This is a genomic window from Bacillus sp. 2D03 (assembly GCF_003946765.1).
In the GTDB taxonomy this organism is placed as follows: Bacteria; Bacillota; Bacilli; order Bacillales; family Bacillaceae_G; genus Bacillus_A; species Bacillus_A cereus.
In genome coordinates, this window is sequence record NZ_RPSJ01000002.1 from 178,285 (window position 1) to 191,643 (window position 13,359).

Genomic DNA, 13,359 nt, shown 5'->3' on the forward strand with positions numbered 1-13,359 from the left:
CTTCGGTTTTCTTCTTTTTTTCGTGAAAATGACAAAAAATATTCACATTTAATATCCATCTACTATAGCCAAAACAATAAAGTCCTGTTACCATTACAGGGATATTCTCTTTTCGTAACATAAATATATAGAAAAGTCAGAAAAGAGGAATTGAATTAAGGGAGGAACAACATGAAGCGTGTTGCTTGGATTACTGATAGTACAACTGCGAGTTTTACAACAGAAGGAGATAACTTTGTTATCCCAATTGAAGTTATTATTGATGGTGTGTCGTACAAAGATTGTGAAGAAGGTGTGCGTGAGCGCGTCTATAATGCGTTAAACGAAGGTAAAACTGTCACTACATCACAGCCTAACATAGGGGAAATGGTAGAGTTATTTTCGAAATGCAAAGAAGAATATGAAGAGGGATTTGCAGTTGCTATTAGCGGAAAAGTAAGTGGAACTTATCAAAACATGAAGTTAGCTGCAGACATGGCAGGTTTCCCATTAACGGTATTGGATAGTGAAACAACAAGTTATCCAATGGATGAACTAATTAGAAAAGCGAAATCGTTATACAATGATGGTATGACGTTACAAGATATACACAAAACATTAGTAGATGAAAAAAGAAGACCTTTCCACGTATTCCCGAAAAGTTTAAAAGGCCTTTACGCAAGTGGACGTGTAAAGGGAGTTCAATTTTTACTTGGAAGTTTATTAAGTGTCAACTTAATATTAGAAGTAAAAGGTGGAGAGCTTTTACTTGAAAAGAAAGTTCGCAAAATCCAAAAATGTCGAGAATACATTAAAAATGAACTCGAAAAAGAATTACCAAAAGTACTTCATATGTTCCATGCTAACGATAAAGATGGAGCTGAAGAATGGATTTCAGATATTAGAAAAGCATTCCCTGAAATGGACTTTAAACTATATCCATTACCAATTTCATTTGCGGTTCATGCAGGTGAAGGTACAATAGCAATTAGTTATTAAGAGGAAAACCCGTGAATAATTCACGGGTTTTTTATTTAATTGAATTGAAATTGGAGGCATATCATGTCGCCATCAAACAAAAAGGCTCATTTTATCGTTTTAAGGAGCAACCAATCCCTCAACTTGATTTGAAATTAAAAATATAAGCCTTTGCCTACTGGCTGAACAGTTTCTAGAACAGTATCGACCATTTCTTCATTGATTAGGGTTCTTATAATCCAGGCTGAGAGATCTTGAGCAGCAAAACAGCCTGCAGCAGTCGAGATATTTCCTTCGTTTACGAAACTTTGTTCAATAACGTCTACATCAAATTCTTTAAGCTGTTCTACTACGGACGGATATGTAGTGGCTTTCTTACCTGTTAGTAATTTTTTAGCTCCTAGTAGTAATGAACCAGAACACATAGATCCTATTAATTGTCTTTGAGGATCTACATGAATGCTATTCAGATACTCTTGATTTTTATATAAATTTTGTACACCCTTACCACTTGCAAATATTACAGCGTCAGCAGACGGAATATCAGATATGCTTCCTGTCATGGGAATACGTAAGCCAGACATGGATATATGAGTTTTTCCCGTTCCTAATAGTTGAACGTCCCAATCAGAAATACCGCCAACTAAACGTACACGATTTAATAAATCCCATGGTAGAAAAACATCTATATCAGTAAAGTTATCAAAACAGACTATTGCAATTTTCATTTTCTAATCCCTCATTCCGTATGTATGTCCCCTAATTTAGAATATAAACTGCTCCTTTTTATGTTCTATATTAAGTTGTAAATTCCTGTATATTCTATGCGATGGAAATTTAATTAAATAAAAGGATTATACACCTATAAAATATGTGGCATTCAAATATCCCATACATAACGTAAATAATGTTGTTTCGAAAGTTTAAAGGGTTTTTAAATATAAAAATAGAAATCTATATAAAAAAATATATAAATGGTAGTGATGCTATGAAAATAGGTAAATTTGGAGAATTAAATAACATAAGTATTGATACAATTAGACATTATATGGACCTGGGTCTCATTATTCCTGAAAAAAGGGGAGGGCATTATTTTTTTGATGAGTATTGTCAAATATATTTAGAACTTATATTACATTACAAAGATCTAGGATTTAGCTTGAATGAAATTAAAGAACTATTTTTTTATAAAAATTTAGCGAAATCTATGAATTACGAAAATGATACTTTTTACCAATCTTTATTTAAATTGAAATATGACAAGATGGAACAGGAAATAGAGCTTTTGGGGAAGAGGCGGGATAAATTAAAGGAAGTGTTACAAGATTTATTATTAACAAATGAAACTTCAAATTCAATTATAGGGATAGATTTAAGCGTACTTCATTTACTTACATGTTCTAAGTGTAGCGAAAAACTAATTCTTCAAAATGGAATTATTACTAACAATCAAATTACTGAGGGGAAGCTAATTTGTAATTGTGGTGAAGAATATATTATTACTTCAGGAATTATAACTGCGGGTAAATTATTTAAAGTAAATGAGCAAACGTCACTTGAAGATACTATTTCGGATTATATTCATGAAACTGATAATGCGTATTTGGAAAATATGCATAGGGAAGGGGAATGGGCGAAAAAGAAACTAGTACATTTAAATTTAAATAACAAATTAATACTGGATTTAGGATCGGGACTTGGATTCTTTTTGAGAAACATTTATGAAGAACTGCCTGAAAATTGCCTATATATTGCAGTGGATCGAGATTTAAATAAACTTTTATTTTTAAAAGATGTATTAGCGAGAAGAAATCCGAAAAGAAACATTCTCTTTATCTGTGCTGATTTTTTGAATATCCCTATTCAGAATCAGTCAGTTGATATAGTAATTGATCATTCTGGTACGAGCAATTATAGTTTTGAGCATGAGGATTTTTTACTTCACGAATTAAATCCACTTTTTAAAACGGATTGTTATTTAGTAAGTTTATTTATTTTATTTAAAAATTTCAGCTCAAATAGCCAAATTACAAATAACTTTCGAGAAAATTTTACACTTTCAAAAGTAACGAAAGAAATCCAAAATCTACACTTTCAATCCATTGATGAAAGTACTTCAAATTATTTGACACGAGGAGGAAAGTACGAGGATTTCTTTGTTCAAGGAGAAGAAATTTATACATATTCATTTTTCGGAAAAAGATAAGGGCAATCCCGTCAAAAAAAGTCCGGTTTTATAACTGGACTTTTTTTGACGATTTATATTTATACTCTTTGCGATTAAAAGACAAAGAGTATGTTAATCTACATGTTTAGCACTCACATGACACTCTCTTGTCGATGTATGTCTAGTAAGAGAAAAGATAGCCAAACCTAAAGACAATAGAACTAGAGATCCACCAACCCAGGCCATATGAGCGACATTATGTACTTGTTTTAAGGCTATACCTCCAACTGCAGAGCCGAGCGAAATTCCTATTTGTAGAGCTGAATTATTAAAACTTTGCTGTATATCTGACGTTTCTGGAGCAGTTTGAATTAAATAAGTTTGTAGAGGTGGTGCAAGTCCCCAACTCAATGTAGCCCAAACTATCATAACGGGAATAAATAGGCTAATAGAAACTGTCGTGAATGGTAATATAAATAAGATTAGAGCAAATAAAGTAATAACTATCACTATACTTTTTGGAGCGCCTATTTTATCTGATAATCCACCGCCGAACGCTCCGCCACTTACTGCAGCTATACCAAACATTAAATAAAATATGCTAATCCAATAAGGGCTTAGTTGAAACTTTTCTTCTAAAAAAGGAGTAAAATAAGCATATAAAGTATAGTGTCCTGCTAACATAAACATGGTGGCTAGATGAGCAGCACCTAGTTTTGGACTACATACGGCTTTTAATTGGATAGATAAAGGAGTTCGGTTTTCCTCTCCAGGTATTTTCTCTAAAAATAATGAAATTAAGATAATAGATCCCAATGATAAAATAGCTATACATAAAAAAATAACTCTCCAGCCAAATGTGTTCGAAATTAATATGCCTAGTGGAACTCCTAAAACAAGTGAAGAGCTAATACCCATATAAATTAATCCTAATGCTTTTGCTTGGTAAGAGGGATTAACAATCTTAGCTGCAATTGTAAGGGAAAGTACGACAACTAAAGCAGTACTCATAGCAGTTAATATTCGTGCTATCATCATAAAAGTAAAGTTCGGACTAAAATAAGTAAGTATATTTCCAATTAGAAAAGTGTAAAGTGAAATAATATACAATTTTTTTCGTTCCACTTTACTTGTGAAAATCAATAATACAGGACCTGCTATAGCATAAGTAAAGGCGAAAATTGTAATTAATTGACCAGCGGAACTTAATGAAACATTAAAATCTTTAGCGATGTCTGGCAATATTCCTCCAACAATAAGCTCTACAAGACCTACTGCTATTGTTGCTAAAGCTAATATAAATACTTTGAAATTCATTTTTTTGTAATCCCTTCTCGTCATTATTTACCTTAGAACAAAAAAATTCCTGACTACAAACGCTATAATACGCATTTTGTAGTCAGGAGTTATTGGTTCCTGGTAGAGACCCCCAAGCCATATTCTTGGAGTTATACATGATTCTCATATGTAATTAATCAATGTAATAGAAGATACCATATTAATTTTTATATTTCAATAAAAAATTAGCATTCGTATATAAAAACCTAAGTCTTTTATAGCAATCATTTTATTTCTATTAGTGCAGAGAGACGTAAAAACCCACAGTTGATAAAAGATGGGGTTAGCCCCATCTTTTATTTATTTCTCCTTAAAACTTTTCAAATTGTACATATTGATATTGGGTTAACCCGAGACCTTACACTATATGTAATACGAAGAAAAGCGAGGGAAATGTTATGGGAAGTTTACGATTACATATAGTAAATAAAAAAAGCAACCAAGAACTTAGAAACATTTTTTTATATTCAATTGCAAAAACAGTATCAATATTTGGTAGCTCTATGTATAGTTTCGCGCTAGGATTATATGTTTTACAAATAACTGGATCTGCATTAAATTTCGCGATTACGCTCATATTAGGAACGATTCCAATGATTATTTTGAATCCCTTTGCTGGTGTAATTGCTGATAAGGTTGATAAAAAGAAACTAGTTATTTGTATGGATTTACTAAGTGGCTGCTTATTAATAGCTGTTTATATATTAAGCAGCTATTATGGATTAAACTTATTCATCATTTATACTACAACCTTTCTTATGACAGTGTTTACAACCTTTTTTGGAATAGGATTAGAGGCTGCAAAACCAAATATCGTCTCTAAAGAGAGGCTTATGAGTATTAATTCTATAAGTAAAATTATCGATTCTGTATCTTTAATTCTCGGCCCTATGTTAGGTGGTATCGTTTTTTCAGTATTTAATATTAAGACTTTTATCATTATAAACGGTATTTCTTTTATTCTTTCAGGGATAGCATTACTATTTATTCATTTTAAACTATTCGAGTACAACATAAATGAGGGAAATTCAAAAAGTGGAGTTAATTTTATTAAAGATATAAAAGAGGGGTTTTCTTATTTACTTGAAAAGGAAAGCTTAAAGAATACGTTTCATATTTTAATTTCGTTTAATTTCTTCTTAGGCTTTGCTGTAACTGTTCCATTGCCATACATTATTAACACAGTACTCAATCTTGGTTCTAAGCAATTTGGTATCATTCAAGGGACTTTTCCAGTAGGGATGATAATTGGTGCAATTGTAGTAAAAAAGATAACTGATCGTTTTTCTTACTCTTATCTTTTGAAAAAACTAAGTTCTATGTTGTCAGTTTTTATGATTATTTTAGGAATTCCAGTTTTATTCAAAAGTTTTGAAGTGAATGATTTAGTATTCGTTATTACGTATTGTGTTGTTATGATCTTTTTAGGGTTTATTATAGCGCTAATTGATATTCCTTTAATTTATTTCATGCAAAATGAGATTCCCGATGAATACAGGGGAAGGGTTCTCAGCATTGGATTAAGTATAGGTAAAATGATGCTCCCTATAGCAATGGCACTATCCGGTCTATTATTAAATTATATCCCAGCGTACACCATTCCAATTGTAGGGGGATTCTTATATTTCATAGTAATTAAAGTTTCATCAAATCGTTTCATATTAGAGGTTCATTCGAAAGATTATAGTGCTTAGTAGATTCTTAGATTATTTTTAGAATGGATACCGCTACCTCTTTCAAGCTAAGAAAAGCAAATACTATAAAACGAAATTTATAGTTTGTTAATTCCTATAGGCCTATTCTTTGTATTTGTTTTTGACTATATTCCGCAATCTGATGATTACTTACAGAATAAATACGGTGAACAATTTACAGTGTATAAACAGAAAACAAAAAAACTAATACCGTTTATTTGGTAAATCAGTTTCATAAATTATAAAAAGCGCAGGATCATCATCCTGCGCTTTTCTAGCGTAATTCAGCTGTTTTTCTAATAACAATCTTATCAATTTCATCTTCTTCATCACCAATAAATAATCCTCGTTCTTTTAAATATGCTTCAAAATATAAATCTGCTTCAGCGCGTTCGTCATATGGCTTTACAGAGAGAACGAAACCTAATTTGTTTTGTTCTTCTAAATGAGAAGTGGAGATGTAAGCCGGTACATTATGGCGTAAAAAGAGTTCTTTAACCGGAATAATCATATCTTTCATTAATTTCGTTAGCATACCCATTTCAAACTCGAAATTAAAGCGATCTATACTAGATAAATCAGCGAATACTACACCGATAAAACCTGTATTAAATACTTCTTGATATTCTACATCTTCGTCATGGCCGCCGTAAAAATTCTTTTCGATTAAATAATTTACAAAATAAGCAACGCCATCACTTTGTTCAAATGGTTTCGTTGAAAGAACAAAGCCAATTTTCTTTTGTTTATGTAAATACACACATGACATGTATGCTGAAATGTTATGTTCTTTAAATAAAGCACTTGTTGCTCCAGAGAGACCATCTAATACGTGATGAACAATTTGAAGTTTTTTACGAGCGAAATAATAGGATTTCTTTTGTAACTCCAATGTATCAATAAAGACAGAGCCGATAAAGCCTGTATTTGAAATAATAGGTGCTTGCTTTTTTCTTCCTCTGCGCTTTAATGGAGCCATTGTTAAAATCATCCCTTCATGTACGTTTAAAATAAAAAAGAACGTTTGTTCGTATATTTATATTTTACTATTAAAACGCTATAAAGTAAAGGATTTTTGATGAAAATATAACAAAAAAGACACCTTATAAAAGGTGCCTTAAACGCTGTAGGGAATAGGGTTTACCCTAACTATTTATATTATGATACAGAAACAATCTCTTCTGTATCTTCTACATCTAAATGACAGTCCATAGTACGAACATCTTGATCTTCATGACTTCCGAAATAAATAGTAATTTTCATATGTATCGCTCCTTTATTCTAGGAATACCTAAAATAATTACTAGTAATGTTAATATTTATTATATACCACTTTTTTCATTCCGACAACGTTATATCATTTTTAATTATTTTAAACTATAGAGCACAATTTAAAGAGGTACTTTTTATAGAAAAAGGTAAATTTCTTCTATATTATATTTAATATAGAAGAATTCGAGGATTACTTTTTATGAAAAGGAGAACTATTGATGAATTATAAACAACTATTAATAGATAACTTTACATTTAAAACTTCATATGTTGCGCAATTTGTGCCCGGAATGAATATAAAAGAAACGAAAGATTATATTGCTGTTGATTGCGGATTACCTGCAGATACATTCAATGTCATCACTCTATTAAACAATAATTTAACGGTAGGGATAGAGAAATTATATAAGGAGGTAGACTACTATAATCAAAAGAATTTTCCAATGAGTGTTTGGTTATGGGATGAGGAGCAAGAGCGGGATATAAAAAGCAAGTTAATTAAAATTGGTTTAAAAGAAGCGGAACAGAATATTGCGATGGTAGCAGACTTAAAAACAATTTTTCCAACAATAAACATGCCAGTAAGTTTTACAATTCAACAGGCATCTTCACCTGCACAAATAAAAAAATTTGGAGAAATGTTAGCTAATCTATTCGGCACATCAGAAGAAGGTATACATGTACAAGCATTCTATAATCAAATTTCTAATCTTGATTTATGGAACAGTGAAAATATGAAACTATTTTTAGGATTTTATGAAGGGGAAGTCGTAACTGTTGGTTCATTGATATGTTCAAAAGATAGTATTGGTATTTATGATATCGCAACTAAAGAGGAAATGAGAGGACGAGGATTCGGATCTACTATGTTCAATTTCCTTCTGCAAGAAGCACAAAAATTAAAAAATATGTATTGTGTGTTACAAGCTTCACCCGATGGAATCAACATTTATAAAAACTCGGGATTTCAAGCTATCGGCAAAATGACTGTATTGGAAAATCGACATTTAATTGAGTAAATCATTCAAGTTAAATCGTCTTTATATAGGAGCTTATAAATCGTTATGAAAAAGATATATCTCGTTACAATAATTTGTGCCTTTATAGTAATAAGTATCTTTGTTTTTCAGAAAATAAATGAACATAAGTATACTAAAGCTATTAATCAATCAAATCATATAAAAAATATCGCACATAGAGGTGCTTCTGCGTATGCACCTGAACATACAATAGCAGCATATCAATTAGGCCAACAAATGAATGGAGATTATATAGAAATTGATCTTCAAATGACAAAAGATGGACATTTAGTGGCTATGCATGATGAAACATTAAACCGTACAACGAATGGTACTGGGCTGGTAAAAGAGCATACATTAGAAGAAATAAAGCAACTAAATGCTGGCTCTCTTTTCAATGAAAAATATCCGAACTTAGCAAAGAAAGACTTTGAAGATGCTAAAGTTCCAACACTAGAAGAAATTATTGAAACGTTCGGGAATGGTGCAAACTATTATATTGAAACAAAATCACCAGATGAATACGCTGGTATGGAAGAGAAGCTATTAGAAATTATAAAGCACTACGAAATAAGTGATAACGTTATTATTCAATCATTTAGTGAAGAAAGTCTGCAAAAAATTCATAGTTTAGATGTTACTTTACCGCTAGTACAATTACTACCTTACAAAAAGGCAGTTCAATTAACTGAATTAGAGATAAAAAAGTATAAAACATACTGCATCGCTCTTGGGATGAACTATAAATATATTGATTCCGCTTATGTAAAGAGAATAAAGAAACACGGATTAGAAGTTCATCCATTTACTGTAGATAATGAAAAAGATATGAAAAAGTTACTTTTATGGGGCGTTGATGGGATGTTTACTAATGATCCGGATCGTTTACATTCAATATTATTGGATTTGAAAAGTCATGAATAAGAAGTGTTATTCATAAAGGAAAAATTTACACAACCTGTATATTAGGATTATCAATGCAAGAAGGCATGTAGCATATAAAAAGAAAATACCAAAAACCGCAACTGGAAGACTTAAGTTGTGGTTTTTTTATTGCTTCGATTTCAACTTACAAAGTTTGAAGCTAGAAGTGAAAACCTTTTTAGCTGAATTGGCTTCCTATGTATTTGTACTTCGTATCGTTGTAGGTATATGTACAACCCGTGAGACGAGTTTTGCATAGGATAATAGAAAAGGAGATGTTGCATATTGAAATACCACAATAGAAATGTAAGTAATCTGAATAAATTAGCGGATAATACGAAAGCTGCAGCTTTTAAGTGGTATCAGTACTGTATCGACAATGGAATTGAAGTATTAATTTATGAAACAATCCGAACGGTCGAGCAACAACGTGAATATGTTCGTAAAGGAGCATCACAAACGATGCGCTCATATCACTTAGTAGGACAGGCATTAGATTTTGTTCCAATTCAGTCGAATGGTACAGAAGATTGGAATGGCTATAATAAAGAACCGTGGGCATCAGCAATTCGTTATGCTAAACAAATTGGTTTTGAATGGGGCGGTGACTGGAAAGGATTTGTAGATAGCCCGCATTTGCAATATAACTACAAAGGATATGGAACGGATACTTTTGGAAAAGGTGCTCAAAACGTAGTGGCTCCTCCCACGTCGAATGATAGTGTAGGGATTGCTTATATTAACGGTAGTAATGTAAATTTACGAAAAGGACCTGGTACTGGATATGGCGTTATTCGTCAATTAGGGAAAGGAGAGTCCTACAAAGTATTTGGGCAATCAAATGGCTGGTTAAATCTCGGTGGCGATCAGTGGATTTTTAACGATCCATCATATATTCGTTATACGGGAGGAAATGTGCCAACACCTTCACAATCATCAAATGAGGGTATAGGTGTAGTTACTATAATCGCTGATGTATTACGTGTTCGTACCGGCCCAGGAACAAATTACGGCATTGTGAAAAACGTGTATCAAGGTGAAAAATATCAATCATTTGGATATAAAGATGGTTGGTATAATGTTGGTGGAAATCAATGGGTTTCTGGTGAATATGTTACGTTTGTAAAGTAAAAATAAGAGCCGTCCTGTTGGGCGGCATTTTATTTTAAATATTCATAGGGCGAGCACTCATGATATCATTCGTGATACATAGATTATAATTTTTCATTCTAATAATCAGAAAGTAATCAAAATGTAATTAATTTCAACTACGCTTTTTATATTTTTTTGATACACTGGCTACGAGGGGGATACCAATTAAGGTGGGTAAAAACCAAAACCATATTGGCGGAAGTAAATTTATAATGGGAATATGGATGCCGACATTTACTAAAAGTGCGGTGACTGCACCTATATAAGAACCTAACATACCTCTAATGTGGTGATGGAGCCAATTTTTCCAACGTTTTTTTCGTGCAAGGTATCCATAAATCGCAAATGAATAAGAGAAGATTGCTACATAAAATAAATATGCGATTTTATCCCAGTTTATAATGGATAATATAATGGCAGTAACGGTGATAACGACATAGGATGCGTGATATATTTCACCCCATTCCGTATGTTTACCTTTCTTCTTTTGAGCAACCATCGCTATTATCCCAGTTATTAAACATATCATTCCAAATAATATGTGGATGGTTAAAAGAATGTTGAAAATGCTCATCATAATTCCTCCCTTTTTATTTTTATAGTATTGCAGCATAGGAGAAAAGTTGAAACATATTGTTTATTCACTTTAATATATTGAAGTAAAGGTACTTCAAGAACAAGTTTAAACGGACAAATTTTTCTTGAGTTTAGTGAGACACGTATTACGTGAAATGAAGGAGAGACTTCCATGTTTACATCTATTACATATTTACAATCAGGGAATGACAAGCAACAAAAAGTATATGATGTTTTGAACAAACTAAATATTATGGAGGATTTAGCTTTATATAATCCCGTTCTTTGCGGGACAATCCCTATAAGAATTGATACTCCTCAATCTGACTTAGATATTGTAATGGAAGTATATAACTTTGATGTTTTTGAGCAGGAAATGAGATCTTTATATGGTTCTTATAGAGGGTTCAATATAAAAAAGAAAAAAATGAAAGGTACTGAATCGATAAAGGTGAATTTTGAATTCGAAGGTTTTGAATTTGAATTATTTGCTCAACCTAAGCCAGTGCGTAATCAAAATGCATATAGACATATGATAGTGGAGCACATGTTATTAATGCAGCATCCCCATATAAGGGAAGAAGTTATTCACTTAAAGGAACAAGGTTTAAAAACAGAACCTGCTTTTGCTCAAGTATTAAATATTGACGGAGATCCTTATGAAGAACTTATTTTATTAGGGCAGGAAATGAAATTGTGGTAAATAAGATACGTAAAAAAATCCTCCAAAAACAAAAGAGGATTTTTTTATGCTGTTAACTTCCGAATTAATTCACTGAGCAATTTAACCCCGTAAGTCATTTGTTCTGGAGAAGCATATCCATACGATAAACGAATGTACTGATCTGATTCTTCTTCATAAATACGTCCCGGGTTTAAAAGAATTCCTTTTGATAGTGCCTCTGAAAATAGTTTTTTCATCGGAATGTTATGTACAACCTTTAGCCATATAAAAACTCCACCACTAGGAATATCCCACGATGCAATATCTGCACAATATTTATTTAAAGCTCGTATCATTATTTGTCTTTGTTCTTTCAGGTGCATTCTTACGTTTGCTACATGTTCTTCATAAAAACCTTCATTTATCCATTCAGCAGCTACTCTTTGAGATAAAGAACTCGATCCATAGTCTGTTTGCATTTTTATATCTGACAATCTATCAATAACAGGTTCTGGTCCGATTATCCATCCAATTCTAAGTCCTGGGCTAAGTGTTTTAGAGAGACTACCAATATATAATACATGTTCATGTTTATCCATCGACTTTAAAGGAGCTGGAGGTGATTCATCAAGCCATAACTCTCGGTAAATATCATCCTCGATGATAGGCAATTTCTCTTTTTCACATATTTTTAATATTTCTTTTCTTCGCTCTTTGGACATCAATATCCCCGTTGGATTTTGAAAACAAGGGATTGAATATAAAATATTATTCTTTTGACTATATTTAATTCGTTTTAATAAGTCGTTAGGTAAAATACCGTGATAATCCATTGATATACCGGATAAATTTATATTTGCTGATTGAAAAACATGAAGTGAATATAAGTAAGAAGGTTGTTCAAGTAAAACAGTTGATTTTCTATGTAAAAGACCAATTGATATTAAATGTAATGCTTGGAGTGCACCAGACACTATTAATATAGAACCCGGTGATGCATGTATTCCAAATGATCTTACATATTTGCTTATTGCTTCACGTAACGGATAAAAACCTTTTTGTTCTTCGTATCCGAAATAATCTAATTCCTCACTGACGTTTTTTATTATAGATTGCATAGTTTCGAGCGGGAAAAGATGAGGTGCAAGTTCACCTTTACTAAGATGGATAAGCGTTTTATTTGCTTCTGCTGCATTTATTTTTCGCACCATTAACTTACTTGGTTTATGAATACCTGTCTTTACATATTCACTCCAATCAGGCGGGGGATTAGTTGCTAATAATGACCATGTATTATTTGTTACAATTGTTCCTGCTCCGATTTGTCCTTGAATTAAACCATCTGCCATAAGTTCATCTAGCGCAGTTATTACAGTACTTCGATTTACATGAAATAATTTTGCTAACTGCCGCTGACTAGGGATTTTACTTCCAATTGGCCATTCTCCGTTTTCAATTTTTTCTTTCATATAGTCTATTATCTGCCGATATTTGGGCACTTTTTTATCGTTTGTCATATAAAAAACTCCCTCGTTTATTTAAAAGATTCAAAGTGGTTGGTTTTTCCGATAAATAACTGGTTGAAGACATTGTATC

General features: G+C 32.1%; 12 protein-coding genes, 1 pseudogene and 1 riboswitch. Of the genes and pseudogenes, 8 read left to right on the forward strand and 5 right to left on the reverse strand.

The genetic code is table 11. The annotated features are described in order from the left end of the window. Window positions 1-171: 171 nt before the first annotated feature. Window positions 172-978: a DegV family protein gene (locus tag EBQ15_RS05905; protein WP_000831941.1), complete on the forward strand. Its 807-nt coding sequence runs from the start codon at window positions 172-174 to the stop codon at window positions 976-978. Between the two features lie 134 nt (window positions 979-1,112). Here EBQ15_RS05905 and EBQ15_RS05910 read toward each other — a convergent pair whose 3' ends face one another. Continuing rightward, the gene (locus tag EBQ15_RS05910; protein WP_000684442.1) at window positions 1,113-1,685 is read right to left on the reverse strand and encodes a DJ-1/PfpI family protein; all 573 of its coding nucleotides are present in this window, start codon (window positions 1,683-1,685) and stop codon (window positions 1,113-1,115) included. 260 nt (window positions 1,686-1,945) lie between these two features. On the opposite strand from EBQ15_RS05910, the gene EBQ15_RS05915 reads away from it, so the two are divergent. Beyond that, a complete protein-coding gene (locus EBQ15_RS05915) occupies window positions 1,946-3,163 on the forward strand; it encodes a methyltransferase domain-containing protein (RefSeq protein ID WP_033682838.1) in 1,218 nt (405 codons plus the stop codon). 93 nt (window positions 3,164-3,256) lie between these two features. Here the strand turns inward: EBQ15_RS05915 and EBQ15_RS05920 are convergent, their stop codons facing one another. Next, a complete protein-coding gene (locus tag EBQ15_RS05920; protein WP_001009829.1) occupies window positions 3,257-4,441 on the reverse strand; it encodes an MFS transporter in 1,185 nt (394 codons plus the stop codon). A 59-nt stretch (window positions 4,442-4,500) separates the two neighbouring features. After that, window positions 4,501-4,600, reverse strand: a riboswitch (purine riboswitch). Between the two features lie 260 nt (window positions 4,601-4,860). Between EBQ15_RS05920 and EBQ15_RS05930 the strand changes: the two genes are divergently transcribed. Next, window positions 4,861-6,156, forward strand: a complete 1,296-nt coding sequence (locus EBQ15_RS05930; protein WP_000535187.1) for an MFS transporter — start codon at window positions 4,861-4,863, stop codon at window positions 6,154-6,156. 69 nt (window positions 6,157-6,225) lie between these two features. Next, window positions 6,226-6,381, forward strand: a pseudogene (locus tag EBQ15_RS31970) (methyltransferase family protein); the annotation flags it as partial. A 49-nt stretch (window positions 6,382-6,430) separates the two neighbouring features. Here EBQ15_RS31970 and EBQ15_RS05935 read toward each other — a convergent pair. Next, the gene (locus EBQ15_RS05935; protein ID WP_000035356.1) at window positions 6,431-7,135 is read right to left on the reverse strand and encodes a hypothetical protein; all 705 of its coding nucleotides are present in this window, start codon (window positions 7,133-7,135) and stop codon (window positions 6,431-6,433) included. A 511-nt stretch (window positions 7,136-7,646) separates the two neighbouring features. Between EBQ15_RS05935 and EBQ15_RS05940 the strand changes: the two genes are divergently transcribed. The 3 genes from EBQ15_RS05940 (at window position 7,647) to EBQ15_RS05950 (ending at window position 10,502) form a co-directional block, all read left to right on the forward strand. Next, window positions 7,647-8,447 (forward strand): GNAT family N-acetyltransferase, encoded by an 801-nt coding sequence (locus tag EBQ15_RS05940; RefSeq protein WP_001107072.1) that lies wholly within the window; start codon window positions 7,647-7,649, stop codon window positions 8,445-8,447. A gap of 45 nt (window positions 8,448-8,492) precedes the next feature. Beyond that, the gene (locus tag EBQ15_RS05945) at window positions 8,493-9,371 is read left to right on the forward strand and encodes a glycerophosphodiester phosphodiesterase (RefSeq protein ID WP_000725657.1); all 879 of its coding nucleotides are present in this window, start codon (window positions 8,493-8,495) and stop codon (window positions 9,369-9,371) included. A gap of 285 nt (window positions 9,372-9,656) precedes the next feature. Then, a complete protein-coding gene (locus EBQ15_RS05950) occupies window positions 9,657-10,502 on the forward strand; it encodes an SH3 domain-containing protein (protein WP_000873734.1) in 846 nt (281 codons plus the stop codon). A gap of 133 nt (window positions 10,503-10,635) precedes the next feature. Here EBQ15_RS05950 and EBQ15_RS05955 read toward each other — a convergent pair whose 3' ends face one another. Beyond that, window positions 10,636-11,097, reverse strand: a complete 462-nt coding sequence (locus tag EBQ15_RS05955) for a hypothetical protein (RefSeq protein WP_000021726.1) — start codon at window positions 11,095-11,097, stop codon at window positions 10,636-10,638. Window positions 11,098-11,271: 174 nt separating this feature from the next. Between EBQ15_RS05955 and EBQ15_RS05960 the strand changes: the two genes are divergently transcribed. After that, complete coding sequence (locus EBQ15_RS05960) at window positions 11,272-11,802, forward strand: DUF4269 domain-containing protein (RefSeq protein ID WP_000495176.1); 531 nt, start codon at window positions 11,272-11,274, stop codon at window positions 11,800-11,802. A gap of 44 nt (window positions 11,803-11,846) precedes the next feature. Here the strand turns inward: EBQ15_RS05960 and pdxR are convergent, their stop codons facing one another. After that, entirely contained in the window at window positions 11,847-13,280 is a 1,434-nt protein-coding gene (gene pdxR, locus EBQ15_RS05965) for a MocR-like pyridoxine biosynthesis transcription factor PdxR (RefSeq protein ID WP_000180306.1), read from the reverse strand. Between the last annotated feature and the right edge of the window lie 79 nt (window positions 13,281-13,359).

Bases quoted from the DNA above. Each gene is read 5' to 3' on its own strand.
- EBQ15_RS05905 (WP_000831941.1), top strand. From the start codon at position 172: ATGAAGCGTGTTGCTTGGATTACTGATAGTACAACTGCGAGTTTTACA.
- EBQ15_RS05910 (WP_000684442.1), bottom strand. From the start codon at position 1,685: ATGAAAATTGCAATAGTCTGTTTTGATAACTTTACTGATATAGATGTT.
- EBQ15_RS05915 (WP_033682838.1), top strand. From the start codon at position 1,946: ATGAAAATAGGTAAATTTGGAGAATTAAATAACATAAGTATTGATACA.
- EBQ15_RS05920 (WP_001009829.1), bottom strand. From the start codon at position 4,441: ATGAATTTCAAAGTATTTATATTAGCTTTAGCAACAATAGCAGTAGGT.
- EBQ15_RS05930 (WP_000535187.1), top strand. From the start codon at position 4,861: ATGGGAAGTTTACGATTACATATAGTAAATAAAAAAAGCAACCAAGAA.
- EBQ15_RS05935 (WP_000035356.1), bottom strand. From the start codon at position 7,135: ATGGCTCCATTAAAGCGCAGAGGAAGAAAAAAGCAAGCACCTATTATT.
- EBQ15_RS05940 (WP_001107072.1), top strand. From the start codon at position 7,647: ATGAATTATAAACAACTATTAATAGATAACTTTACATTTAAAACTTCA.
- EBQ15_RS05945 (WP_000725657.1), top strand. From the start codon at position 8,493: ATGAAAAAGATATATCTCGTTACAATAATTTGTGCCTTTATAGTAATA.
- EBQ15_RS05955 (WP_000021726.1), bottom strand. From the start codon at position 11,097: ATGAGCATTTTCAACATTCTTTTAACCATCCACATATTATTTGGAATG.
- EBQ15_RS05960 (WP_000495176.1), top strand. From the start codon at position 11,272: ATGTTTACATCTATTACATATTTACAATCAGGGAATGACAAGCAACAA.
- pdxR (WP_000180306.1), bottom strand. From the start codon at position 13,280: ATGACAAACGATAAAAAAGTGCCCAAATATCGGCAGATAATAGACTAT.